Below are 25,870 nucleotides of genomic sequence, written 5' to 3' on the forward strand. Positions count from 1 at the left end.
ACCATTTTATGTCTACTTCTAGTCTCATCTTATTCAATAAGCCTTACGGCGTGCAAAGTCAGTTCAGAGATGACAGTAATAACGACCACACCACCCTATCGCAATACTTTACCGATAAGGCTTTGCGAGTTGCTGGTCGGTTAGATGCTACTTCAGAGGGCTTGCTGATTTTGACCGATGATGGTCGCGTTAACAAAGCAATTACTCATCCGCCAAAAGCAAATGCAGGGCGCAAACAAGGTAAAACTTACTTAGTGCAAGTAGAAGGAATCCCTACTGCTGAGCAAATCAATAAGCTTAAACGTGGCGTGGTTTTAAAAGATGGTAAAACGCTACCTGCTGAGGTCAGACACGTTAGTGAAGATGAGCTACCGATGGTACTCTGGCAACGTAATCCACCAATACGTGAGCGTAAAAGCGTACCGGACTCATGGCTAATGCTAACAATATACGAAGGTAAAAATCGCCAAGTCAGACGTATGACAGCGCACGTCGGTCTGCCTTGTCTGCGTTTGATACGTTGGTCGGTGGCAGGGTTTGAGCTAGGTGAGTTAGCTGTTGGGGAGTCTGTACGCGTTCACCTAACTAGCGAACATTGTCGTCAGCTAGGTATTTCTAACTAGTTTAGATGGTTTTAAGTTTATATATTGTTGATTAGTTCACACTGTTTGGCTATTTAGCCCCTAATATAAAGCTCTGACACTAATATATTACGACCTGTTAAACATAGTGTCTCGAATGGGTAAGGTTTATCTGCTAACATTCAGCACGTAATTGATTATGTATAATAGGTATTATCCATTTATCGTTTGGTTTTTTCACAATAGGGATATGTCATGATTGCTTCTCGTCGTTTTCTTTCGTTGGTCACTAGCATTTCTGCAGCGCTTGTATTGGGCGCCTGTCAGCCAACGACTGAGGACAACCAATCAAATCCTGCGGAAGAAACCTCACCGTCAGTGACTGATATGCCACATGCTGAGCATGACGGTATGGCAGATGATACTCTAACAAATGACAGCGATAACAGTATCAGTGATGAGTCTCAAATGAGTGACATGCTCAGAGACTATACGAGATCAATGACTAGAATGCATGACGAGATGATGATTGGTATGGGTTATAACGATCCTGATACCGCTTTTGCTAAAGGCATGTTGGGACATCATCGCGGCGCGGTAGAGATGGCAAAAATAGAGCTCAAATATGGCACTGACGAAGCGATGCGCCAACTTGCTCAAGACGTCATCACGGCACAGCAAGCTGAAATCGACGTCTTAAACAAGTGGCTGGCTAGCCATCCTGATGCTGCCAAACCTAAGCCAAATACTGTGGAAATGCAGCAAGCATATGCTAAAAGCATGCAAAATATGCATGGCGAAATGACTTTGGGTGTGGCTGATCCCGTACCTGATATGGCATTTGCACGCGGCATGCTACCGCATCATATTGCCGCTGTTGATATGGCAAAAGTTCAGCTCGAATATGGGACAGATGAAGAGATGCGTCAGTTGGCGCAAGACGTCATTGATAACCAGCAAACTGAAATTGATGTGATGAAAAACTGGATTGCTGCGCTTGAGGCTGCAAGTAGCAACGAAGACGATAGCTCTGTAGATGAAAATATTGAGCCTGAAACTACCGATAATAAGAATCCAGATAACCTAGATAACAGAGCTAAAGAGCAGTAAACGTATATCTCTCCAACCTCTGACCTATCGAGCATTTAAGTTGCTTGGACACATCTAAAATATTAAAAGTAATTTAAAAAACCCTCTTCTAAGCAGTATTACTCGAAAGAGGGTTTTTTATATGGAAGGGTTTTTCGTATGGAAAGGTATTTGATATAGCACCGAGGCTACCGTTTCATAACATTAAGCCATGTCTCCCAACCTGCCTCACCTTTTAATTGTTCATTATCATTCTCTAGAGTCTTATCTCCTTTTGCTAAGCGTAAGCTTACTTTATGAGGAGGTACTGCTCCAGTCATGCTAGTTGTCTCATCTCGCTGCTTAACTTTATTTGTCGTTTCGGGTTGAACTTGAACACACATTAGCTCATCACGGCGGAATAAATAGCATTCAACAGGGTGCGCTTTATTAACCAAGGCGGTAAGTTGTTTCGTATCTGCTTTGATGCCGTCAATCGCGATAACAACGTCATGTGCTGAAATGCCAGCTTTAGCCGCAATACTATCTCGCATCACACGATTTACCTTGAGTCCAGCTGGCGTTTCGTTACATCGCATACCCCAAGGCACATGCTTGTCAGCGGTTTCTTTAGTATTCGCTTGTATTTTGACACCGTTTGCCACTAGCAACGCTTCAATTGGCAGCTCTTCTACCCCGTTGACATAACGGCGTTCAAAATCTTCCCATTCTGCTAGCGGCATAAACTGCTCAATGACGGAGCCCATGTCAGCACTACTGATACCAATCCGCTTACTGTCGTTCTGCTTGGCCTGAGTATAAAAAGCTTTGACCACATCAAACAAACGATAACGACTATCACTATTTTTGAGTAAGATTAGGTCTAGACATAAAGCTACCAATGCGCCTTTATTATAGTAGCTGATACCCGCATTGCCTGTATTTTCATCGGTACGATACAGTTTAATCCAAGCATCAAAGCTCGACTCTGCCACGCTTTGATTGCCACGCCCTGGGGTTTGATAGTAGCGATTGATTTGCTCGGCTAGCAGTCGCAGATAATTGGCTTTATCAATCACGCCTGATGCTTGCAACATAAAATCATCGATATAAGACGTAAACCCTTCGAATACCCAAAGTAATGGCGTAAATGCTTCACGACGCAAATCGACATCGATCATGACATCAGGACGCACCGTCTTCACCCACCATGAGTGAAAATACTCATGGCTACATAAGCCTAAAAATCGCTGATAATCTGTACTTGGTAACTTTGGCTCATTAGTGCTGGGTAAGTCATTGCGCGGGGTGATAAGGCTAGTAGAGTTGATATGCTCAAGCCCACCATAGTCTTGACCACTGGCAAAGGTCATAAAGGTATAATCGTCAAATGGCGCATCGCCTAACCAATCTACGTAGGTCTGACAAATCTGAGTAATATCCTGCTGTAATCGACCTAGGTTAGCATTCTGCTTACCTGATAGGTAAAAGCTATGATGTAGCGTCTGGTGCTCATTATCATGAATAATAAAATCAAACTTTTCTTGTTCTGCGATTTCGAATGGATAATCAATCAGCTCGTGATAATTGGCTGCCTGTAACTTATAGATGTGCTGACGGTTCGCTTGCTGACGGCCTTTTTGCTGTTGATCAATCTGCAGGTGCGTAGTGTCCAACCCACAAGCCAACAGTACTTTGCTACTTTCTTTGTCTGCGAAAAATGTCTCAGGCACAATCAAGCTAACGTGGACAGGTGATTGCTCTTGCCCTTCGACGGCGAGCGCAAGTGAGGTGAAATTACCGTAAAGTCGTTGCTGATCGACGTAGGCCGTACGCACGGATAAATCATAGCAATAGACTTCGTACTCGACGATGACCGTCTGCCCTGCTTGCACCGCTGGCAGCTGCCATGTGTTTTTGTCAATTTTTTGCGCGCGATAAGTCGCTGGCTGCTTGTCACTATCTGCTGTTGGAGCCTCTACTACTTGATAATGTACCGCAGTAATGTTTCGAGCAAACTCGCGCATCAGATAACTGCCTGGTATCCATGCTGGTAACCAAAGCTGCGGCGCATCGGATACTGCTGTAAAGCTCAGTGATACATCGACCAGGTGCTCGTAGAAACGGGCAAAATCAAATTGATAGCTTATATCAGTTATGGTTTTAGCCTTAGTATCATCATGATTGGTTGAAACATTACTCGTTGGTTGTTTAGTAGTGGTATTGGCAAATGCAGTCATCGTATCTCTCGTCCTTATTTTTATAATTATGCTAGAAGTCCTACTCTAAAAAAGCAACTCCTAAACCATGAATAGCCAATAGCTATGCATTAATTATAGAAAATAGCAGTTATTATTGTAAATTGTGGCATTAATTGGCATTTTTTATGTTTTTTGCCTTGAAAGTTATGTGGGCCATCTCAATTAAAGATGCTAACTGCTAAAGTTACTTTAATAAACTGATGATAATTGACTAATGACGTGGCCTTTTGGCTTGCAGATTGGCTTTTTTAGGTTTATTGCAACCGTATTTAATTTTTTACATAGATATATTTAGGATATTTTATGACTACTATCGCAAAAGACACTGCCGTCAAATTCAATTACACATTAAAAGACGACGAAGGCAATATCCTTGACCAGTCACCAGAAGGTCAGCCACTTGCTTATCTACATGGTCACAGCAACATTATCCCAGGCCTAGAAGCACAATTAGAAGGTAAGTCTGCTGGCGAAAAAGTTAATGCAGTCGTTGAACCTGCTGATGGCTACGGCGAATACCAAGAGCAAGCAGTACAGCACGTACCACGTGACAACTTCCAAGGCGTTGATGACATTCAGCCTGGTATGCAGTTCCAGTCAGAAGCTGGCGGCCAAGTAATGTTGGTTACCGTAACTGCTGTAAACGATCAAGAAGTTACTGTTGATGCAAACCATCCATTGGCTGGCAAGCGTTTGACATTTGATGTTGAAATCCAAGAAGTACGTGCAGCAACTGAAGACGAACTAAACCATGGCCATGTACATGGTGCAGGTGGCGTTGAGCACTAATCTCTTCTAGAGTGCAGTGAAAATAGTTAGATGATAAGTTATTAAATTTATCATCTAACCTAAAAGGCCAGTAGCCGATCAGGTTACTGGCCTTTTTTTATGTTTATCTCATGGTAAGTTTTGAATTAATGTAGATGTGCTCATCTATGAACTGAATACTAATTCCGTATACAGTGCTACTCAACTTGAATACTATCTACTTAGAAAATCCGCCACAAAAATTATTAGTCTCCAGACGTAACAAAGCCGCATAACGACAAGCGTCATGCGGCTTTTATTACCAACCATCCATGTTAGCGTTACGTGATACCTAATCCCGGGGCATCTCATAACTGACAGGCATCCAGCCTTATCATCCTTAATCAGCAAACTACTTATCCCTAGTGCGACCTTTAAGATACCAATCCCTAGTATCAATGAACCGTTTCGTTCAATCGTGCCGTACAGTTATAGTCGCAGATTGACCCTTCGTTGGTAAGAGGTCTAAACGTCAATCTATGTAAGCATATGCTTACATAGATTACGTAACGTTATAATAACTTCACATTATAGCTTCTCTTCAGGGCTAAGCATTGTCTTAGGTTCCGCGCTGAGCATAAGGTAAGCTGCCTCATTAATGAACGCTTCATCCTCTGGTAATTCTGGACGTTCAGCGGCTTTCATACGGCTACGTTCTTCAAATTTTGCGTCCATCGCTGCTTGATAAGTGTTCCAGTTAGAGTACGGACGCTCGCCAGTTGCGATAAGGCGTTTGTTTTCTGCTTCTAATGAGCGTTTTTCAATTAGCTGCATTTTGGCTCGGCGGCTATTGATATCTAATCGAACAGGTTTCTTTTCATCATCCATGTTACGAATATCATTTAGCGTCGACAGATAAGTAAACTGTGGGTCTTTTTGTTGGCGAATCTTAGACTGCTGATTGAGCGTCGCTAATGTATCACTGGTAAACTTCCCTTCAGGCTTATACGGCGCTGTTCTGATAGTGTCCCAAGGTAATGCTTTTTTCTGAGCGCGCTCGCCAAAGGTTGCATCATCATAGATATTGACTAGCTCAACATCTGGTACGACACCTTTATTCTGCGTACTACCGCCAGTAACACGATAAAATTTACGCTGAGTTAAGGTAGCAGAGCCTAAAGCTAAGCTATCGAGCTGAATCTGCGCCGAGCCTTTACCAGTCGTCGTACTACCAACCACTAATCCGCGACCATAGTCTTGAATAGCAGCGGCAAAAATTTCACTGGCTGAGGCGGATGCTAAATTGGTAATGACCGCCATCTTGCCATCATATAGCTGCTCGCCACCATCGTTGTCACGGTATACTTGAATATTGCCGCGATTATCACGAATCTGTACTAGTGGTCCACTCTTGATAAAGAAACCTAGCATCTTAGCAACTTCATCTAATGAGCCACCAGGATTATTGCGCAAATCAACCACTAGGCCATCGATATTTTGTTTATTCAACTCTTTTAATGCTTTTTCAGTATCGATACTGACGCTACGATAGTCTTCACCATTACGGCGCGCACGATAGTTTAAATAAAAGCTTGGTATCTCAAGTACGCCAATACGTTTTGGTGTCTTATCAATATTAGGACGCTGCACTTCTACCACTCGCTGAGTGACACCTGACTCTTCTTGCTGGATGATATCACGTACTACCGTGACCGTACGGGCGCTAGCATCTGGGGTGTTAGGTTGACGTAGTTTCAGTGTGACCGATGTACCGCGTTTACCACGAATCAAGCTAACAATTTCACGCGTTGACCAACCAACCACGTCCGTCATGGTTTCGCCATCTTTTGCAATACCAACGATCAAGTCATTGGGCTTGATTTGACCCGACTTAGCGGCTGGACCACCATCGACCAAAGTCACAATACGAGTATAGTCTGGATTTTTGCGATCTGGACGAATAGAGACACCAATACCTTCCAACTGAAGACTAGACTGGATTTGCAGTTCCGTCGCTTGAATTGGTGCATAGTAATTACTATGCGGATCATAGGTCAGCATCGCCGTATTTAAGATAGTTTCCATGATTTCATCATCTTTAAGACGCTTAAACTGCTCTTGTTGACGCGACAAACGATTTTGCAAAATCTCATTTGGTGTACGCTCATCGTTACGTACCAAGTCTTGCCCACGTGTGATATCTGGATTGCTTAAAAATACTTTCTCTTTGGCTTTTTCGTCTTCTTGACCGAGGGTAATGCTCATCAACTGGAACTTTAGCTGACGTTCCCAGTAATCGCGCTGCTCTTTTTTGGTTTTAAAATGGCCGAGTTTTTCGCGATCAAGAATGATTGTGTCGTTACCTGTCAAATCAATGTCTGTTTTGAGCATCTTGGTGGCCATCGCAAAGTACTCATTTGAGCGTTTGCGGTAACGATCAAACACCTCTACCCCTGCAGATAGATCACCTTGTTTTAGGCGAGCACCAAAGTCTTCAGCATGTTTTTTCTTCAGCTCATCGACATCGGATTGCAAAAACAACGTATGGTTTGGGTCAAGGCTATCGATATACATCGATAGGATTTCGCTACCAGTCTTACTATCCAAAGGTTGATTGAGATAATGACTGCGATCCAGCAAGGCGGCTACTTGACGGGTGGTGACCTTTTGCTCAGGGGTCTGAACAAAACTTCCCGTATTGGTCTCGGCGACTGCAGTACCGTAGCTTTGAGTTAAGATAATACCGGCGATGCCCACTGACGCTGCACTGAGTAACCACTGTGCTGGTTGTTTTTTCATCATATGTACCTAGTTATTTGAAGTTAGTAGTATTGGGTAATTCATCAGAATTAGAAATGCTCGAATCTGTTATGACCTATAAATACTGTGTTTTTTATTCTTATACTTTATGCATCATTAAATACTGATATATAGTCAAAAATCAATCAATATTATCACGCGCATAAATACTGAACTGTCTCAAACTGTATAAGCAATCTTACACGCTACGTCTGTACATACCAAACTTTCTATCACTTTTATCATACATAGTAATTGAGGGCTATCAACATTGATTTGATGACTGAATCTAATGGCTATTAGCAAATTGATTTGACCCCAATAATCTGCCACATTATGCTCAGTTAATAATAACTGTCATAATAAGATAGCCATAGATAATCAGTCACCCTCATAATATAACCATATATAAAATAATAAGGAACACACGATGTACGGCGTTTTAATGATAGATATCGATAGTACCGCTTTGACCGCTGAAGATGTCAGCTTGATTAAACAAGCACAGGTCGGCGGAGTAATATTGTTTGGTCGTAACGTCACAGATGCGGCCCAAGTCAGAGCACTATGCGACGATATACGTTATCACAATCAGGATATACTTATCGGTGTGGACCAAGAAGGTGGACGAGTCGCAAGGCTACGTGAAGGTTTCACGCCCCTACCTGCTATGGGTCGATTGGGTGAGCTATTCAATCAAGACCCGAGCCAAGCACTCAGCTGCGCCTACGATTGCGGTTATCTAATGGCGGCTGAAGTGCTAGCTGTAGGAATCGATTTGAGCTTTGCACCCGTACTGGATAGAGATGGTATTAGCCAAGTCATCGGTGATCGCAGCTTTCATCACGAGCCGCAAGCCATCACTGCGCTTGCAACACAGTTCATGCGTGGTATGAAGGCAGCTGGTATGGCAACCACTGGTAAACACTTCCCTGGTCATGGTGCCATCGCTCCTGACTCGCACGTATCAGAAGCCATTGACACGCGTAGCTTAGATGAAATCATCAATAGCGACATGCAACCTTTTGCTCAAACGCTACATAGTCTGGACGCTCTTATGCCAGCACATGTGATATTTTCGCAAGTAGACGACAAGCCAGCAGGATTCTCCAAAATTTGGCTACAAGATATCATTCGAGATGAGCTTAAATTTGACGGGGTACTTTTCTCTGATGATTTATCGATGGCAGGTGCAAAGGCGGCTGGTGATGTCAGTGCTCGAGTAAAAGCGGCAATTGATGCTGGTTGTGATATTGCTCTCGTGTGCAACGACCGTGTGGCTGCTCATGAGGCGGCTAAAGCTGCGCAAGATCTGCCTTACCCTAACCAACAACGTATCAAAACCATGCGCGGCAACATCCCAACATGGCAAGGCGATCTTGGATCTACTTGCCAGCAATTTGAATACTGGCAGCAAGCCAAGAAAAATGTTACTCAGACTTTTTTTAATGCGCAAGCTGATGCTCAGACGGCTAAAGAATCAACAGATCCTACTCTGTATAAGTAATAGCTTACTTAACTATCATCAAGCAGCATACGAAAAAACCGCACCTTTATAAGATGCGGTTTTTGTCATTCGGCTACTATAATCAAAATAAGAACATGTAGATTAATTGCTTGGGTCTACCGCAGTACCTTGGGTAGCGTCATCGCCATCTGGTAACAAATCATCATTGTTACTATCTAATGGGTTCATATCTGGATCTAGCGAATCACCGTTTATCATCATGCCATCATTGGCGCTGACCACTTCGTCATTGACCATAAATTCGATACGACGATTGCGGAAGCGACCTTGTTCGGTTGAATTATCTGCGATTGGTTCTGATTCGCCCATGCCTTTAGTCGTTAGTTTACTGGCATCAACCCCTTTAGACACTAGATACGCTTTCACTGACTCAGCACGCTCCTGAGACAGCTCCATATTATAGGTATCAGAGGCTTGACTATCCGTATGACCGACGATCATCAGCTTCATATCAGGTACGTTATTGATAATTTCTGCAGCACGGTCTAGCAGCGCCTTATTGACTTCAGGTATAACCGCTTCATCTACTTGGAAGTTAATCACCTGAATACTCAAAGCGCGAGCAACATCACGTGGATCTGGGTTATCACCTAGATTAGTCATCGCCACATCTGCAGCAGCCAGACTATCGTCAATCTCGCCTTGTAGGTCTAATGGACCTTCAGCTTGCACGGTCATAGCAGGAGCAGCTGCTTGTAAATCAGCAACCAACTTGTCCAACGCGGCTTTATCAGGAGCATTGACAGTAATATTATCGCCTTTGATAATCATGCTCGCATTCGGTACATTTTTGATAATTGGTAATATCGTTGCCAGCTGAGCAGATGCTGGCATATCTACTGCAAAGTTATCATCAACGTCAGCACGACATTTATTGGCTTCGTCACCAAATGCACCCGTCAAAGCGTTCATAACATTAGTTTGTAGTGTCTCATCACCCACGCTCATACGACAAGCATACAGCTCGCTATTTTCACCAGTTGCGATGCTCAGTGATGCAGGCTCAATCGCGCCGGCAACCGCTAATGCCTCATTACCTTGTGCCCCTTGCTGCACTGTAGCCGCTGGTGTTGCTACAGGTTCAGGGTTTTCTTGACAGCCTCTGAGTAGTGCCCAAGCCAATGCACCTAGGATAATCAAACCAATAATAGGTAGCAGCGCTTTCATAAAGCTCTCTTTTGGCTCTTCTTCTTTTTGCAATGGCGCTGTGCTGGTGGTATCAGAAATCGGTGTGCCAGCCGTAGTAGAAGTGGCAGCGACTGCACTAGCAGACAAAACAGTACCCGCCCATGCAGGGATATGATGCTGGTAACTGTTCAAGTTGTCATTCAAAAATTGTGGAACAGGCGTAGTACCAGCCAAGCTTTTGATCTCATGAAAAGCCAATGGCGCTGCCATCGCAATCAGACCACGTGAAGCGGCTGCATCGACATTATGCTTGCCTGCTAATTCACGAGAAATTTGGTCGCGGTGTGCCCCTTCTGTCCATACACGGTCATAAAAAGCATTGTCGTCACGGGCAATATTTTCATTAGCAAAGCGACTAAAAGTATCGTTGTCTGCAAGACGAGCAGCAAAAATGGCATAAAACTGTTCTAGTAGATTTTTCTTAGCTGGGCTACGGTCATCTTCCAATACGGCTGGGCTGACGGTGCGTGTCAAATGGCTAATAATATCCATAATATGGCTCTCCCCTTAATTTTTGTTTATATCATTCTTTTGTATTCAATCGTTATAGTATTAGGTAATCATGATAGCGATAAATCCATCAAACTACTTTATTTGGTTTTGATTATTATAAAATTCTTAAGCTGCTATTCACAGTCTGTGCGTTGTTGTGCAAATGATACAGTAAGTAATGTTTCGGTTGGCACACGTAACTGTAGCCAAGCTACTTGAAATCATAGGCCATATAAAAAGGCACGTCATATAAAGAAACGTGCCTGATAAAAAACTACCTCACTTGCGCTGGTTCAGCAACGATAACCGTGTTTGCCATCTCATCCACTTCTGAAGGTGAAAAAGGTCCTGGCGGTCTGGTCGTTTGATTATTCGAAGGAAAGTTGTTGGGAATATTACTCGCGCCATTGGTAGGCAGATTGTTGGGCGCGTTATTAAAGCTATTATTGTTAGGCAAAGGAGTTGGTATCACACGATCTCCAGTATCATCATCCGATGCTTGGTATTCGCCAGAGTTACTATTTACCCCATTATTGTTGTATTGATTATTAATCCCCGCCCCATCATCTACAAACTGATTATTTGCGTTTGCCATGTTGTTCGTAGCATCACCAATGTTGCTATTATCAGGCAACGGCAGTGGCGCTGTACTCTCGACCACCATCGCTGGTACTAAGCTTCGTATTTCTGTGACCAGTTTTTGCAGCAGCATATTGTCTGGTGCCTCCAGAGTGAGACGGTCGTTTTGCACATGTAAACGTGCAAATGGTGTTGATCTAAGCATCGTCAAGACATTGGGCAGTGTCTCCGCAGGCATATTAGCGATTGTGGTTGCTACTCCATCCTGTATGTTCAATTCACAAATACTCGCCTGCTCACCAAAGCTTGTATTAAGCGCCTGTTGTAACGTGCTTTGCAGTGCAGCATCGCCAACGGTCGCGCTACAAGTGTACAAGTTGCCGCCGTTATCTACACCGACAATAATCTCAACAGGAGTCGTTGTTGGTACAGGAGGCACGGGTGCTGGCGGTGGTTCAACAGGTACTGTGGCCACAGTTTCTACTGGTATTTCATTATTGGGTTTCACTAACAATGCCCATGCTGCTAGTGCAAGCGCAGCTAGAGCTACTATTAATAAAAACACACGTATTAGTAGATCATTTCGTTGATTGCGAGTGCGTACTTGTGCATGCTTCAAGTTACTGTTTTCTGCCAGATGATAGGCTGCTGGATTGGCATGAATAGCATCACTACTGGCAATCGTATTGTCATCTAATGCTTCAGTGTTTGTACGCTCAGCAGTTGATATTTGCTCTATACTTTCTGCATCATTATTTGTTATTGGTGCGACTATGCCAGCTATGCCAGTATCTAAAGTAGCGTCATCAAGTCTATTCGATATATCGTCACTTACTGGCACATGTACTAGCACATAGTCATCATCTGAACCAAAGTCTGTTTGTATTTGCTGACTAACGCCTTGAGTAGCAGTAATCACAGCGGCTGCCCAGATAGGTAAATATGGACGTAAAGCAGCCTGCTTCTCTTGTAAGAATGCTGGCAAAAACTGCCCATTGGCCAATACTTTTAACTCACGATATGCCAATGGCGCGGCACTAATTAGTAATTGCTCAGTTGTCTGCTCATCAATGTGATGGGTGGCTGACAATTCTTGGACGATAGTCTCTTGCAGGCTTTTATCTTGCCATATTTGTCCAAATAAAGGGCTTTCATTATTACTGCTAGTAATTACTTGATCAGTACGCAGCAGCTGTGAGTAAACCTGTGGCACAGCTAGGCGCGCAGCCAAAACAGCATAAAATTGCTCAAGTAGACTGACATAGGCGACATTATTGCTGTCATCATTACCCATTATAGCTGGGGTTACCGTTTTTTCTAGCTGGTCAATAATGTTCATACTTCACTGCCTCTATCAGCCTTATTTGAATGTGCAAAAACTAAGCACTTATTTTATTTTTGTCCATATCACTTGTGTATTTTGCTTCTTTGTCTAAAAGATTAATAGCAGCGCGGATGAATGAACACTACTCTCGTCTCTAACCCCGCTCTAAAATTTTCACTTATGTTGCATGGTACACTGCTACATTATTCACTATAACCGCATAAAAAAGCATCGTTTTGTCACACAATAGGTATTTGCGTTATCGCAACTGCTGTTAGTATTAGTCTATTGCTAATGGTTAGTACTTAATACGGATCAGACGTCAAACTTATTTTTTACTCAGCCGTAACGCTTAGGCTTTGAATATTGTCATTTGTAGCTTGTCATTTGTAACATTGTCACATATCAGGCACGGCCTAAGGATTTTCCTTTGTTAAACCATACGACGCTTATTATCATTATTACCGTTATTGTCAGCTTATTGGCTTGGCAAAACAAGACGCTATTTAATCGATTGATTTTTTACCCGCCAGCAGTCAACAATGGGCAATGGGATCGCTTTGTGACCCACGGCTTTATTCATGCTGATAGTATGCATTTGCTCTTCAACATGTTTACTTTGTATTTCTTTGGGCGTGCTATCGAAGGACTATATCAGCCGTTTTTATTCGGCTACGGTTTTGTGGTCTTTTATGTGTTGGCAATTATTGTTGCGATGATTCCAAGTTACGTGAAAAATAAGAACAACGCCAGTTATTTGAGTTTAGGCGCATCAGGCGGCGTATCAGCTGTGCTATTTGCTTTTATTTTGCTAGCACCATGGGAGAGAATTTATCTTTTTGCCGTAGTTCCTATTCCTGCGATACTATTTGCCGTGGCTTATATATTTTATAGTATCTATGCTGATCGACGCGGTGGTTCAAACATCAACCACATGGCTCATATGTGGGGCGGTGCGTTTGGCGTTATTGCCACGATCGTATTGGAACCAAAAGTACTACCGCACTTTATCAATGCGTTGCTATCACCAGGATTTTAGACATTTTTACGTATAGTAAAGCTATCACTTTAAACACAGCTATACTTTATAAACTCTATTTTGCGCAGGGTACACTTCTACATTTGAGATTTAGTAATACATTATGATTATAGATATTATCGGTGATATACATGGTTATGCAGACAAACTGGTCGGTCTGCTGCATCAGTTAGGCTATGAGCATAACGGTCAGCATTTCGTGCCGCCAAAAGGTCACAGGGCCTTGTTTATCGGTGATTTGATCGATCGTGGTTCGCAGCAACTAGCTACGCTAGAGACTGTCTTTGCAATGCTAGATGCCGATGTAGCCGATGCAGTGATGGGCAACCATGAATATAATGCATTGGCCTATGCCACGCGTGATCCTGATAATACTAGCCAGTATTTACGTTCGCACAATGATATCCATAGACGCCAACACGAGGCATTTTTGGCAGAGATACCATTCGGCTCAGAGCAACACGAGTACTGGTTGCAGCGTTTATATGAAATCCCATTATGGATCGAGACCGACTACGCCTGTTTTGTGCATGCTTGCTGGGATACAGATAGCATGGCAATACTAAAGCCCCTTCTGACTGATGATAACTGTCTGACTCCAGCAGGTCTAATCGCAACGGCTAAAGAAGATACCGTCGCCTTTGACGCTTTGGAGCGAGTGTTAAAAGGGGTTGAAACGGGCTTACCTGATGGTATTGTGATGGTAGATAAAGAAGGTACCGAGCGTACACGAGTACGAGTACGCTGGTGGCTAGATGAGTTAAATACACGTACCCTGCGTGAAGTGTCTCGTGCTCCATCGTCCGCATTGGCACAAATTCCGCCTGATGCATTGGCTGAAAATATTGAGTTTGCATTAAAAACTCATAAACCTGTGTTCGTCGGGCACTATTGGCTCACTGGCACACCTGAGCCACTCAGTCCACAAGTTGCCTGTACTGACTACTCTGCTGCAGTAGATAGCGGCTATCTAACATGCTATCAACTGGATACCGAAAAGCCATTACCATTGACGGTCAATCACTTTATTCAGCATTATCACGATGAAAAACATATATAAAATCGTGATATCACTGCAATTAGCGCCATACCAGTATTAAAAGTCAAACTTGGCTTTACGAGTGTAGCAAAATTTTTGTATGATGGTCTTTTTGAGGATATCCAATCATGAGCACCACGAATACTGCTGCTAACCAGAACGGTCCAATCACCTCCCCTGCTGGTCAGCCAAAAGTCGGCATTATCATGGGTTCGCAGTCTGACTGGGCAACTATGAGTGCTGCTGTGCAATTGCTTGCAGACTTTGACATTGCTTTTGATTGTGAAGTTGTCTCTGCACACCGTACGCCTGACAGATTATTTGATTATGCCAAAAGCGCAAAAGATAATGGTCTACAAGTGATCATCGCTGGTGCAGGTGGTGCCGCTCATCTGCCAGGCATGTGTGCCAGTCAAACGCCGCTACCTGTCTTTGGTGTCCCTGTAAAGTCATCTATGCTGAGCGGTTGGGATAGTCTACTGTCTATCGTACAAATGCCAAAAGGCGTCGCTGTTGGTACTTTGGCGATTGGTGCTGCTGGTGCTTATAACGCTGCCCTACTTGCAATTCAAGTACTGGCATTGCATGATGATACGATTGCTACTAAGCTCGATCAGATGCGCCAGTCTCAGACTGAGACTATTCTTGCTAGCCCAACACCAGGTATTATCAATCCTTAGGTAGATATAAGTCGACCTACTTTTATAGCAGCGTCTGTTATATTTATAGCTTAACGATTGAAGCTATCAATGTATATTTTTAAGCAATTCCGATTAGAGATAAGGTGCATACAGTGCACCTTTTCCTATTTTCACCCATTGAGTTTTAGATTTTTATATACCAAACACCTTATTCACTTTTATTCAAAGAGCCTGCCATGACTACAGCAAACGCTTATCCTGTTACCCAAACCATTCGTACCATCGGTATTTTAGGCGGTGGTCAGCTTGGTATGATGCTTGCCGAAGCCGCCATGCCATTGGGTTACCAATGCGTATTCTTAGAAGACAATCCAGAATGCCCTGCCAGCTTATACGGTCGTGTCTTTCATAGCGACCAACTAGAAGACTTTATCGCAGCAGCGGATGTCTTTACGTTAGAATTTGAAAACACGCCAACGTCTACGGTCGAGCAATTGGTTAGCTTGTCAAAATCTGGCAGCAAGCAAGGGATGTTCCCACCGCTGATTGCGCTTGATATTGCCCAAGATCGTCTAAAAGAAAAGCAGATGTTCAACACGCTTGATATCGCAACCGTGCCATTTATGGAAGTAAATTCTGAAGCTGAGCTTAAGCACGCTTGTAAAGAGTTAGGACTGCCTATCGTTCTAAAAACCAGCCGAGGTGGTTACGATGGCAAAGGACAGTTCGTTATCAAGCAGGACAGTGACATTAAGGCTGCTTGGCTAGATTTAAAGGACGCTGTCAGCGGTAAAGGGTCACTCACGCCAACACCTGCGCCATTAATCGCTGAAGGTTTTATTAACTTTAGCCGTGAAGTCTCTATCATTGCAGCAAGAGCGCAAAACGGTCAGGTACGCTGTTACGATTTGGTCGAAAACCACCATCACCATGGTATTTTGGCCAAAACTCAAGCACCTGCTGTTGGTACGAGTCATCTGTTTCAACAAGCAACAGACGCCATTACCAAAGTCATGAACCATTTGGACTATGTCGGCGTTATGGCGCTTGAATTATTCGTCACCAAGGATGCTCGCGGTCATAACGCGATATTGGCGAATGAGATTGCGCCACGGGTACACAACTCTGGGCACTGGAGTATCGAAGGCGCTATCACCAGTCAGTTTGAGAACCATATCCGTGCCGTGGTTAACTTGCCATTAGGCGATACAGACAACGTGCATCCTGCAATTATGGTGAATGTACTGGGTCAATATCCTGATATCAGTGCAGTGCTAAATATCGATGGCGCTCATTATCATAGCTATCATAAGGCTGAGCGTGACGATCGCAAGATTGCTCATATCACCTTGATGCCTAATGACGTGACTGATTTAGAGCCTGCTATGGCAAAATTGGTTGCTATCTTGCCAAACAAGGTTGGTCTAGATAAAGAATATGCAAGTGTAGATACTCAGCCTAGTAAAGCAGATGTCGATGCTAAGAGTAATGCTAAAAACAGTGTTCAAAATGATGCCACAGCTGATGAACGAGACACTAAAGTTAGCCAAGCAGATAGCCTGACTGCTCCTTCAGCAAAAACTGAGAAGGCCAAAAAATAATGCAGATATGGGTGGATGCAGATTCGGTACCATTGATTGCCAAAGACTTGATTATTAAGACGGCTGAACGTACCAAGACCATGGCTATATTTGTGGCCAATCAGCCGATTAAGCTACGTAAGTCGCCCTTACTTGTTATGACTGTCGTGCCGTCAGGATTCGACAAAGCTGATGATTATATCGTTGAGCAGATACAAGCTGGTGACTTGGCTATCACTAGCGATATCCCTTTAGCCAATGACATTTTGGATAAAGGTGGTATGGTATTGACGACGCGCGGCGTGGTCTACGACAAAAACAACATCAAGCAAAAGCTAAATATGCGCGACTTTATGGATACCATGCGCGGTACTGGTGTCCTAGAATTGCAAGAAATGAGCGGGCAAAAACCCTACGGTGATCGAGATAAAAAAGCCTTTGCCGACGGTCTCAATCGCTTGGTTCGTTAGTGTTTTTTATCGTTCTATCTGACGCCTACCCATCCTGTCTTCTATTAAATAACATTATCTAGCCAACGTTTGCTTCCTTGCAAACTGTATACACTCTACAACCAAACACTATCCAATCAGCACGCTTTATAACGAAGCGTGCTACCTATCTTTGTTACTCTATATTCGGTTTTTAAGATAAATAAACTTACTGAATAATTCAAACAATAGAATTTAAATAAAAATAGGAATGATTATGAAAATTTTAGTCGTTGGTGCAAGTGGTCGAGTGGGCGGTGATCTGGTTAAGCAGTTATTGGCTGATGAGCATCAAGTTATTGGCACGACTCGTCAGAAAGAAAAGTTATTTGATAATGACAATTACACCCAGCTAGATTTAGACATTACAGCAAGTAAAGACTCTATTGAAAAACAACTGGATCAGGACATTGAGGCTGTTTACTTTGTTGCAGGGTCTGGTGGTAAAAACGTCCTAGAAGTTGACTTGCACGGTGCTGTAAAAACAATGCAGGCTGCACAAGATAAAGGTATTAAACGTTATATTATGCTGAGTTCGGTCTTCTCATTAGAAACTGACAAATGGGATGAAAACCCAGGTATTGCAGACCTAAAAGAATACTACATCTCTAAACACTACGCCGATCACTGGTTAGTGAACAACAGCTCACTTGATTACACTATCGTACAGCCAGGCGCACTAAAAGAACGCGCTGGTACAGGCAAAATCACTATTAATGATACCAGCTCTGGTGAGAATGCAATCGAAGATGTAGCCACAACGCTAGCCGCGGTGCTAACCGCAGATAACACCATAGGCAAAGTCTTCAATCTACACAATGGTGATATCGATATCAACGAAGCAGTTGCTACCGTATAAATAAGTTTAGTATTACTAAAATTGGTTGTATCTGCTAAATTTTAGAAGCAGCCAATACAAAAGGTCGTTGTCGATTCGCCAATATCTAATTGGTAAATCGGCAACGGCCTTTTTATTACGTATTTAAATCACTGATAATTGAAAAGATTCACATCCAATTATGCTTGCCCACTGGGAAAAGGAATGACTTCTTCCAAGCTGCTTGCACCTGTCAACACCATTAGCAATCTATCCATACCGACTGCGATACCGCTACATGGCATCAAATCATTGGAGGCAGCTAATAGATGTTCATCGATTGGCATTTGAGGTAGGTTATGACGCGCGCGCAATTGATTGTCTTGTTCAAAACGGTCACGCAATGCTTGACCATCTGCTAGCTCATCATAAGCATTGGCGATTTCAATGCCATTAATATACAGCTCAAAACGTTTCGCAATTTTATTACCGTCTTTGTCCATAGCTGTCTTCGCTAGTGCAGCGGTCGCAGGTGGATAATCTATAATTAATGTCGGCAAATCATGACCTAGATTTGGCTCTACAGCATGACTGAATAACAAGTCTAACCAGCTTTGACGACGGTTTTCTTCGCTATCATCAGCATTATTAAAGTCAAATCCTGTCAAACCCATATCTTCTGCCACGGCTTGCAATGCAGGTAAACTCGCTGTCAACGGATGGATGCCCACAAAGTCCATAAAGGCATCGACATAGCGATAATGACTCATCACAACAGAATGACCATAAAGCGCTTCTAACAACTCACTAAGCTCAGTTGCCATCTCGTCCAGACTATAATTCGGTTGATACCATTCAAGCATCGTAAATTCAATATTATGACGCGCGCCTGCTTCGTTATCACGAAAGACAGGACAAATCTGATAAATAGGCACTTGCCAGCTGGCTAATAAACGCTTCATCGCAAACTCAGGCGAGGTATGCAAATAATAAGTGCGTGGACGGTCCTGATAGGTCACATGAGCTGCTACGGACTGCAAAAAAGTATCTGTGTTGCCTGCTTGGGATAATAGCGGTGTCTGCACTTCTAGCACTTGTCGACTGGTAAAAAACTGACGAATATTGCTGACGAATTGCGCGCGCTGTTGTGCCATCGTAAGTGTCATGGTTGGTGCGTAGCTAGGCTTAGAAGTAATAGGGTGCGAAGAAATGTTATTTGCTTGAGTCATTGGGCTCTACTGTGACTGATGAATAATTGGTTGCTCAGTATCTTATTTAATTAAAACTGCCACTCACGGCGCAAGTGGTAGTCACGTCTCAGACCGTCAAAGTCAGCACCATTTACTTGCCCATCCACTGCTTTATTTCGCAACGAGGTATCATCCTGCATAATGTCATAAAACTTTGGCAGTCTATCTGGATATGATTTTAGTTCAGACCATAAGAACATATTTAGCGGTAGCAGATTGGACATAGATTGAGTGGGAGGTATCGATAACTTTTCACACAAGGCATCATAAATGATTTGTGTGCCACGTAGCTTACCTTCTAGCGTATAGCCAGCGATATGCGGTGTGGCAATAGCAAGTTTGGATAGCAAGCTTACTGCAATCTGTGGCTCATGCTCAAACACATCTAGCACCACTTGACGTTCAGTACGCTCAATATCTGCTTTAAGCGCGCTTTCCTCAATTACAGGCCCACGTGCACTATTAATTAACATCGTATCGGCAGGCATCATTGCTAATGCAGCTGCGTTGATAAGGTGACGTGTTGGATAATCACTACCTTTAGGGTTCGACGCATTCTTTTCATTGGTCAAAGGCACATGCAGACTGATTACGTCACTTTGGCTAAGTACCTGCTCCAAGCTAGCATTATTAGTTTTAGAGGTTGGTAACAAGGGATCATAACCTAGCACCTGCCAACCCAAATCATAGGCATATTGAGCAAGCGTGCCGCCGATATTGCCAAGACCAATGATGCCTAATGTTAATGACGCCGATTGCTGCCAATACTGCGGACGCAAAGTGAAAACAGCCGTCAATACATATTGAGCCACAGAATGCTTGCTACAACCAGCCGCATTGGCAAAAGTAATATTGCGAGACGCTAGATAATCTTGATCTACATGATCGGTACCAATAGTCGCAGACCCAACAAACTGCACACTGTTATTGTCAACCAATAGCGCTTCATCTACTTTCGTCACCGAGCGTATCAGCAATACATCAGGCTGTACTCTAGCAAGTAGCGCTGCATCGATATCTCGACCAGCGACAGTGATAATTTTAACCCTATGCTCAGCCAGCTGACCAAGCGTAGCGTCATTAAAAAAATCATTCAGACTAGCGATGTTGCTGTCCGCTAAAATAGTGATATTTTTAATTGTACTTAATTTATCAGTCTTATTATTCGTCGATTCTGCTATATTCTCATTCGTCATTATTCATCGTCTCTATCGATAATTTTCTACATCGTATTTGCTAGCGACTCGTTATTCTGGTCCATGCACAGGATCTATCGCACGAGAGTCAGAAAGCATCACCTCCTGCTGAGCAAATATCTCATTCTTATGCTGCGATATCCACTCGCGCCATACTGCAAGCCCGATAGCCAATACGACAGGCCCGATAAACAAACCGACAAAGCCAAACGCTGTTAGACCACCCAGTACACCAATAAAAATAATGATAAAAGGAATTTTGGTCGCGCCGCTAATGACGATAGGACGAATCAAATTATCCACCCAGCTAATCACCAATACACCCCATAGTGCCAAGCCAATACCTTCTGCAGTATGTCCTTGGCTCAACAGCCAAATCGATACACCGCCCCAAACGAATGGTGTGCCAAAGGGAATCAAGGCAATAATAAACGTGACAATGGTCAATAAGATAGGACTTGGTGCACCAGCAAAGTAATAGCCGATACCAGCCAATAAAGCCTGAGCCAACGCCGTCAGTCCGATGCCGTATACCACGGCACGCGTAGTTGTACCCACAGAATCGATGTAGCCGTCGATGCGATTGCCGATAATGTTACGCAGCGCTTGACGAATCTGCCGAACCAGACTAGTGCCATCTCGGTAAAAGAAGAAGAGCGTCATTAATGCCATACCGAGTTTGGCCAAACTACTGAACACCACATCAAAGGCTATTTTGCCATAATATAAATGCGACTGAACCCAAATGCGAAAAGCTTCTAGCGTCCCTTCTGGGTTTTTATTGATGCGCCATAGTACGTCTTTGACTTGCTGACCGATGATAGGCAAATCTTTGAGGGAGTCAGGCACATCTAAGTAACCTACCTTGATACGGTAAATCAAATTACTGATTAAACTCAAAGCTTCTTGCTGCAAGATAAATACACCGATGACCAATGGCACGCCTATTATCAGTGAGATGCTCACCGTCATAATAGCGGCGCTAAAGTCTGGGCTTAGTTTTACCTTTTCATGGAAGAAATTATAGATAGGAAAAGTCACATAGGCTAAAATCGCTGCCCACAGCGCTGGTACAATAAAAAACTGCACCACTTGAAAACACAATACGAATAGCACCACTAGCAACGTAATTGCTAATAAGCGCTGAATAATAAATTCTTTGGTCCAGTTTTCAATCATAGCGTATAAACCAAAAGCGGACAGCAAATGATAATTTTGCTGGCGAGTTTATAAATGTGTGATGAATATCAGCTCTTAGACACTGTCTGTAAGCCATATCCATTAGCGAGAGTTGCGAATCATATAAAAAAGCATTGTGTCGGACTTATATTGCTACAGACTTATAAATTCACATGAAGATTAAGTAATATAACAGTCAAATAGTATGACTGTGTTCAGCTCCATACTACAAATTCATAGCCATTTATTATCATAGACAACACAATAAAAATGCAGTTAGCACACTTTATTATGCAATAAAGCGTGTGAATTATATAACGCGTTGTTGTAATCTTTACTTACAACTTTGTCTATGCAAGCTTACTAGATGACGACGATAATGACTAGCGCATAATGCATGAATTTAGTGTGTAAAAATGATGTATCGAAAACTGCTTTTATGTTCAGCTTTTAAACTGTTATCTTATAAGGGAATCCACTGGTGCGTTCTATTTGTCGCGACAATTGATGTTATACTAAAGCAATTATTTTAAGCTTTTCAGTGTAGTTAAGTTTATTTGCACATATTTATTTACATCGTCGTACAGACATCGAATCCTCTGAGCCAGATTTCAACACCCGCTTATATCGTCTTCTTTTAGACTATCATAAGTTCTAATTTTAGGGTGTCGCCATCACTTAGAGTGAGTTACTTGAGCAAAATCATAAGTCTTTTATAAAGGCTTATATAAGATTTAGACTCAGCATATCAGCTCAATATTTAAGCTTGATATGCCAGAGTGCAGTTTTGAGTTAATTTCGGATTTACTTTGATTTTATTTGAAATCAATACAGACACACCAAATTTTAATAATATATCGATAGGAACAATAACAATGTCAAAAGACACTGATAACCCCAACTCTAACACCTCAAACGAAGCCAGTAAGACCAATAAACCACAAGATACTGTCACTTTTGCCTTAGCTCAATCACATTTTTTGGTCGGCGATATCTCAACCAACGTCGAAAAAATGCGTAACCTAGCTTTACAAGCACGCGAACAGGGTGCTGACGTAATCGTATTCCCAGAGTTAGCGCTGTTAGGTTACCCTCCACAAGATTTATTGCTACGTCCAAGCTTGTCAGGTCGCGTCAAAAGCGCTTTGTCTACTTTGAGTGATATTGATGATATCGTCATGATTGTCGGCTATCCGCATGTCGATCATCACGGAACTTTTAACTCTGCTGCCATCCTACATAATGGTCATCAAAAAGGCTTTTACCATAAGCAAATTTTGCCGAATTATGGCGTGTTTGATGAGCGTCGCTATTTCGATAAAGGTCGCAATCAAGTTCTATTTGATTACAAAGGCATTACCATTGGTCTGCTTATCTGTGAAGATTTGTGGGAAAAAGGTCCTATCTCTGAGCTTAAAAAGCAAGGCGCTGATCTAATCGTAAGCTTAAACGCCTCGCCTTTTGAGATTGAAAAGCAAGACAATCGCAAAACCATGCTTGCCAAGCGTAGCCGTGAAAACAAGCTACCTATCGTCTATGTCAACGCAGTGGGCGGGCAAGACGATCTAGTGTTTGATGGTGGCTCTATGGCTGTACAAGCTGACGGTAGCATTGCTCATGAAGCGCCGCGCTTTATGAATCAATTGCTATTGGCCACGTTAGACGTCAAAGCTGCTAAATTCAACGAGCAGACCAAAGCGCCTCTAACCTTGAGCCGTGAATCTGAAATGTATCAGGCGTTAGTCGTCGGTCTACGCGACTATGTCAACCATTCAGGATTCTCTGGCATTATTGTCGGGTTATCAGGTGGTATTGACTCAGCATTGACACTTTGTATCGCTGTTGATGCCTTAGGCGCTGATAAGGTATATGCGGTCATGATGCCATACGAATACACCTCTCAAATCAGTCTAGAAGATGCTCAAGCCCAAGCACGTCGCTTAAATGTTTCTTACACCGTCTGCCCTATTTTTGACGCTGTCGAAGGCATCCGTCATACGCTAGCGCCGTTATTCAATAAGTCGCCAGCGGATACGACAGAAGAAAACATCCAAGCGCGCGCTCGCGGTGTGATTTTGATGGCATTGTCCAATAAATTTGGTCATTTAGTTATCACGACTGGTAACAAGTCAGAATTGGCAGTTGGTTACTCAACGCTATATGGCGACATGGCTGGCGGCTTTGACGTATTAAAAGACGTATATAAGTCTCAAGTCTATAAATTAGCGAGCTATCGCAACCGTTTAGAAGATACGCCTGTTATTCCTGAGCGTGTTATCACTCGTCCGCCATCGGCTGAATTACGTCCAGATCAAAAAGATCAAGACAGCTTGCCAGACTACGATGTGTTAGATGGTATCTTGACGTCATATATCGATGAAGATATGGGCTATCAAGAAATTATTGATAAAGGCTTTGATGCTGAGATGGTCGCTAAAGTTATCAAAATGGTAGACAACAGCGAATACAAACGCTTGCAATCTCCCATCGGTACTAAGATTAGCCACAAAGCTTTTGGGCGTGAGCGCCGTTATCCATTGGTCAATAAGTGGTCAATCAAAGGTTAATTACTACACACCTCTCAATTTCTACTGTCTATAAGTTGAGAGGTACTAGTTAGCCAGTTTTACAAGATATCGAATTTTTACTATTAGCTGGGTGCTTACTCAGCTTTTTTGGTTTTTATCCATCAAAAATTTTTACACCTAACCATATTCTTTTCCACACAGTTTCACAAATTGTTCTGACTTAATTATCTTTATTTCTTTTTCGAGTACGTCATGAGTTTGCTAACCGCTAGTGTCTTTCTTCTTTTACTGCTTGCCTTAAGCACCTTTGTCTCTGCTGCTGAGATTGCCATTGCCGCAGGCCGTAAAATCAAGCTCCAAATTATGGCAAAAGAAGGCGATGTTCGCGCACTTGATGTACTCAATATGCAAGAGCATCCTGGTAGTTTTATCACCGTCGTACAAATAGTGCTAAATGCGGTCGCTATTTCAGCTGGTGCCGTGGGTGAATCGGCCATCAGCCCTTATCTCGAGCAATTATTAAATAGTGAAACGATAGCATCAGTTATATCATTTGTACTTATCACGAGTTTATTTTCACTACTTGCCGACCTAATGCCTAGGCGTTTGGCCATGTCAAATGCTGAGACGATAGCGGTACGGCTCGTACGCCCGATGATGTTGTTGATATTCATACTAAAGCCCATTATATGGGTGTTCGATGGGGCTGCAAATATCCTGTTTAAGCTTTTTGGCATCTCAACTATACGTCAAGATGATATGACACCAGAAGATATTTATGCAGTGATGGATGCTGGTGCTGAAGCGGGTGTACTAAAGAAGCAAGAGCATCACTTGATCGAAAATATCTTTGATATGCAGGAGCGGACCGTCACCTCAGTAATGAATCCTCGAGAAAATATCGTTTACTTTGATACCAAGACAAGTACCGAAGAAGTCGTGAATATCATGATTGAGCAGCCCCATAATAAGTTTTTGGTCTGCCATGATGACGATTTAGAGCATATCGTTGGTTATGTGGAATCTCGTAGCTTTTTAGCTTTGGTTTTGAACCAACAGGAAGTTAGCCTGACAAACAAGACTCTATTGAAACCAGCACTTTTCGTGCCTGATACGTTGTCTTTGTTTGAAGTATTAGAAATGTTTAAATCTACTGGCGCTGATTTTGCAGTTATCGTGAATGAATATGCACTAGTCGTTGGTGTTATTACCTTAAAGGACGTGATGAGCATTGTGATGGGCGAGCTGGTAACGCTAGAAGAACAACCTATTGTCCAGCGCACTGACAACACGTGGCTAATCGATGGCATGACCCCTATCGAAGATGTGATTCGTGCATTAGATATTGTCGACCTACCACGAAGTCAAAATTACGAGACTATCAGTGGATTTATGATGTATATGCTCCGAAAAATCCCTAAAAAGACCGACACGATTGAGTATGCCAATTATCGATTTGAGATTATTGCGACTGATAATCTTAAAATTACACAGATGCTAGTCACCAAATTAGAAGATGTCATTTAATTTGATGGCTAGTTAAAGA

General features: G+C 42.8%; 19 protein-coding genes. 12 read left to right on the plus strand and 7 right to left on the minus strand.

Annotation, left to right across the window (positions count from 1 at the left end; all coding sequences use genetic code 11):
• The first annotated feature begins 8 nt into the window (after positions 1–8).
• Both ABFV72_RS03695 and copM read left to right on the plus strand, forming a co-directional pair.
• Complete coding sequence (locus ABFV72_RS03695) at positions 9–623, plus strand: pseudouridine synthase (RefSeq protein WP_347162481.1); 615 nt, start codon at positions 9–11, stop codon at positions 621–623.
• Between the two features lie 213 nt (positions 624–836).
• Entirely contained in the window at positions 837–1,691 is an 855-nt protein-coding gene (gene copM / locus ABFV72_RS03700) for a CopM family metallochaperone (protein ID WP_347162482.1), read from the plus strand.
• A 167-nt stretch (positions 1,692–1,858) separates the two neighbouring features.
• On the opposite strand, the gene ABFV72_RS03705 is transcribed toward copM, so the two are convergent.
• Positions 1,859–3,889, minus strand: coding sequence for a M61 family metallopeptidase (locus tag ABFV72_RS03705; RefSeq protein WP_347162483.1), 2,031 nt, complete (start codon positions 3,887–3,889; stop codon positions 1,859–1,861).
• 324 nt (positions 3,890–4,213) lie between these two features.
• Here ABFV72_RS03705 and ABFV72_RS03710 point away from each other — a divergent pair, with 324 nt between their 5' ends.
• Positions 4,214–4,699, plus strand: a complete 486-nt coding sequence (locus ABFV72_RS03710; protein WP_057758283.1) for an FKBP-type peptidyl-prolyl cis-trans isomerase — start codon at positions 4,214–4,216, stop codon at positions 4,697–4,699.
• Between the two features lie 546 nt (positions 4,700–5,245).
• On the opposite strand, the gene ABFV72_RS03715 is transcribed toward ABFV72_RS03710, so the two are convergent.
• On the minus strand, positions 5,246–7,456 hold the full coding sequence (locus ABFV72_RS03715; protein ID WP_101205548.1) for a carboxy terminal-processing peptidase: 2,211 nt from the start codon (positions 7,454–7,456) through the stop codon (positions 5,246–5,248).
• Positions 7,457–7,886: 430 nt separating this feature from the next.
• Between ABFV72_RS03715 and nagZ the strand changes: the two genes are divergently transcribed.
• The gene (gene nagZ / locus ABFV72_RS03720) at positions 7,887–8,963 is read left to right on the plus strand and encodes a beta-N-acetylhexosaminidase (protein ID WP_347162484.1); all 1,077 of its coding nucleotides are present in this window, start codon (positions 7,887–7,889) and stop codon (positions 8,961–8,963) included.
• Positions 8,964–9,065: 102 nt separating this feature from the next.
• Here nagZ and ABFV72_RS03725 read toward each other — a convergent pair whose 3' ends face one another.
• Both ABFV72_RS03725 and ABFV72_RS03730 read right to left on the minus strand, forming a co-directional pair.
• Positions 9,066–10,664, minus strand: coding sequence for an OmpA family protein (locus ABFV72_RS03725; RefSeq protein ID WP_347162485.1), 1,599 nt, complete (start codon positions 10,662–10,664; stop codon positions 9,066–9,068).
• A gap of 274 nt (positions 10,665–10,938) precedes the next feature.
• Complete coding sequence (locus ABFV72_RS03730) at positions 10,939–12,582, minus strand: hypothetical protein (protein ID WP_347162486.1); 1,644 nt, start codon at positions 12,580–12,582, stop codon at positions 10,939–10,941.
• A gap of 415 nt (positions 12,583–12,997) precedes the next feature.
• On the opposite strand from ABFV72_RS03730, the gene ABFV72_RS03735 reads away from it, so the two are divergent.
• From ABFV72_RS03735 to ABFV72_RS03760, 6 genes are all read left to right on the plus strand, one after another.
• Positions 12,998–13,606, plus strand: a complete 609-nt coding sequence (locus ABFV72_RS03735) for a rhomboid family intramembrane serine protease (RefSeq protein ID WP_057758273.1) — start codon at positions 12,998–13,000, stop codon at positions 13,604–13,606.
• A 103-nt stretch (positions 13,607–13,709) separates the two neighbouring features.
• The gene (locus ABFV72_RS03740) at positions 13,710–14,666 is read left to right on the plus strand and encodes a metallophosphoesterase (protein WP_347162487.1); all 957 of its coding nucleotides are present in this window, start codon (positions 13,710–13,712) and stop codon (positions 14,664–14,666) included.
• Between the two features lie 107 nt (positions 14,667–14,773).
• Positions 14,774–15,325: a 5-(carboxyamino)imidazole ribonucleotide mutase gene (gene purE, locus ABFV72_RS03745; RefSeq protein WP_347162488.1), complete on the plus strand. Its 552-nt coding sequence runs from the start codon at positions 14,774–14,776 to the stop codon at positions 15,323–15,325.
• Positions 15,326–15,522: 197 nt separating this feature from the next.
• Positions 15,523–16,887 carry a 5-(carboxyamino)imidazole ribonucleotide synthase gene (locus ABFV72_RS03750; protein ID WP_347162489.1) on the plus strand — a complete coding sequence of 455 codons (1,365 nt, stop codon included), beginning with the start codon at positions 15,523–15,525 and terminating at the stop codon, positions 16,885–16,887.
• Positions 16,887–17,336: a YaiI/YqxD family protein gene (locus ABFV72_RS03755; RefSeq protein ID WP_102093310.1), complete on the plus strand. Its 450-nt coding sequence runs from the start codon at positions 16,887–16,889 to the stop codon at positions 17,334–17,336. Before ABFV72_RS03750 ends, ABFV72_RS03755 begins: the two co-directional genes overlap by 1 nt.
• A gap of 235 nt (positions 17,337–17,571) precedes the next feature.
• On the plus strand, positions 17,572–18,213 hold the full coding sequence (locus ABFV72_RS03760) for an NAD(P)H-binding protein (RefSeq protein WP_347162490.1): 642 nt from the start codon (positions 17,572–17,574) through the stop codon (positions 18,211–18,213).
• Between the two features lie 158 nt (positions 18,214–18,371).
• Here the strand turns inward: ABFV72_RS03760 and epmA are convergent, their stop codons facing one another.
• The 3 genes from epmA to ABFV72_RS03775 form a co-directional block, all read right to left on the minus strand.
• Entirely contained in the window at positions 18,372–19,400 is a 1,029-nt protein-coding gene (gene epmA, locus ABFV72_RS03765) for an EF-P lysine aminoacylase EpmA (RefSeq protein WP_347162491.1), read from the minus strand.
• Between the two features lie 50 nt (positions 19,401–19,450).
• The gene (locus ABFV72_RS03770) at positions 19,451–20,560 is read right to left on the minus strand and encodes a 4-phosphoerythronate dehydrogenase (RefSeq protein ID WP_347162790.1); all 1,110 of its coding nucleotides are present in this window, start codon (positions 20,558–20,560) and stop codon (positions 19,451–19,453) included.
• Positions 20,561–20,668: 108 nt separating this feature from the next.
• The gene (locus ABFV72_RS03775; protein WP_347162492.1) at positions 20,669–21,796 is read right to left on the minus strand and encodes an AI-2E family transporter; all 1,128 of its coding nucleotides are present in this window, start codon (positions 21,794–21,796) and stop codon (positions 20,669–20,671) included.
• A gap of 875 nt (positions 21,797–22,671) precedes the next feature.
• Here ABFV72_RS03775 and ABFV72_RS03780 point away from each other — a divergent pair.
• Together ABFV72_RS03780 and ABFV72_RS03785 are read left to right on the plus strand one after the other, a co-directional pair.
• A complete protein-coding gene (locus ABFV72_RS03780) occupies positions 22,672–24,363 on the plus strand; it encodes an NAD+ synthase (RefSeq protein ID WP_347162493.1) in 1,692 nt (563 codons plus the stop codon).
• Positions 24,364–24,576: 213 nt separating this feature from the next.
• Positions 24,577–25,851 carry a hemolysin family protein gene (locus ABFV72_RS03785; protein WP_347162494.1) on the plus strand — a complete coding sequence of 425 codons (1,275 nt, stop codon included), beginning with the start codon at positions 24,577–24,579 and terminating at the stop codon, positions 25,849–25,851.
• Positions 25,852–25,870 lie beyond the last annotated feature (19 nt).

It is taken from the genome of Psychrobacter proteolyticus (assembly GCF_039762275.1).
GTDB classification, from domain to species: Bacteria; Pseudomonadota; Gammaproteobacteria; order Pseudomonadales; family Moraxellaceae; genus Psychrobacter; species Psychrobacter proteolyticus_C.

Coding starts and splice junctions, on each gene's coding strand:
- ABFV72_RS03740 (WP_347162487.1), top strand. CDS start 13,710: ATGATTATAGATATTATCGGTGATATACATGGTTATGCAGACAAACTG.
- nagZ (WP_347162484.1), top strand. CDS start 7,887: ATGTACGGCGTTTTAATGATAGATATCGATAGTACCGCTTTGACCGCT.
- ABFV72_RS03710 (WP_057758283.1), top strand. CDS start 4,214: ATGACTACTATCGCAAAAGACACTGCCGTCAAATTCAATTACACATTA.
- ABFV72_RS03755 (WP_102093310.1), top strand. CDS start 16,887: ATGCAGATATGGGTGGATGCAGATTCGGTACCATTGATTGCCAAAGAC.
- ABFV72_RS03705 (WP_347162483.1), bottom strand. CDS start 3,889: ATGACTGCATTTGCCAATACCACTACTAAACAACCAACGAGTAATGTT.
- ABFV72_RS03785 (WP_347162494.1), top strand. CDS start 24,577: ATGAGTTTGCTAACCGCTAGTGTCTTTCTTCTTTTACTGCTTGCCTTA.
- ABFV72_RS03730 (WP_347162486.1), bottom strand. CDS start 12,582: ATGAACATTATTGACCAGCTAGAAAAAACGGTAACCCCAGCTATAATG.
- ABFV72_RS03715 (WP_101205548.1), bottom strand. CDS start 7,456: ATGAAAAAACAACCAGCACAGTGGTTACTCAGTGCAGCGTCAGTGGGC.
- ABFV72_RS03750 (WP_347162489.1), top strand. CDS start 15,523: ATGACTACAGCAAACGCTTATCCTGTTACCCAAACCATTCGTACCATC.
- copM (WP_347162482.1), top strand. CDS start 837: ATGATTGCTTCTCGTCGTTTTCTTTCGTTGGTCACTAGCATTTCTGCA.
- ABFV72_RS03695 (WP_347162481.1), top strand. CDS start 9: ATGTCTACTTCTAGTCTCATCTTATTCAATAAGCCTTACGGCGTGCAA.
- ABFV72_RS03725 (WP_347162485.1), bottom strand. CDS start 10,664: ATGGATATTATTAGCCATTTGACACGCACCGTCAGCCCAGCCGTATTG.
- epmA (WP_347162491.1), bottom strand. CDS start 19,400: ATGACTCAAGCAAATAACATTTCTTCGCACCCTATTACTTCTAAGCCT.
- ABFV72_RS03760 (WP_347162490.1), top strand. CDS start 17,572: ATGAAAATTTTAGTCGTTGGTGCAAGTGGTCGAGTGGGCGGTGATCTG.
- purE (WP_347162488.1), top strand. CDS start 14,774: ATGAGCACCACGAATACTGCTGCTAACCAGAACGGTCCAATCACCTCC.
- ABFV72_RS03775 (WP_347162492.1), bottom strand. CDS start 21,796: ATGATTGAAAACTGGACCAAAGAATTTATTATTCAGCGCTTATTAGCA.
- ABFV72_RS03780 (WP_347162493.1), top strand. CDS start 22,672: ATGTCAAAAGACACTGATAACCCCAACTCTAACACCTCAAACGAAGCC.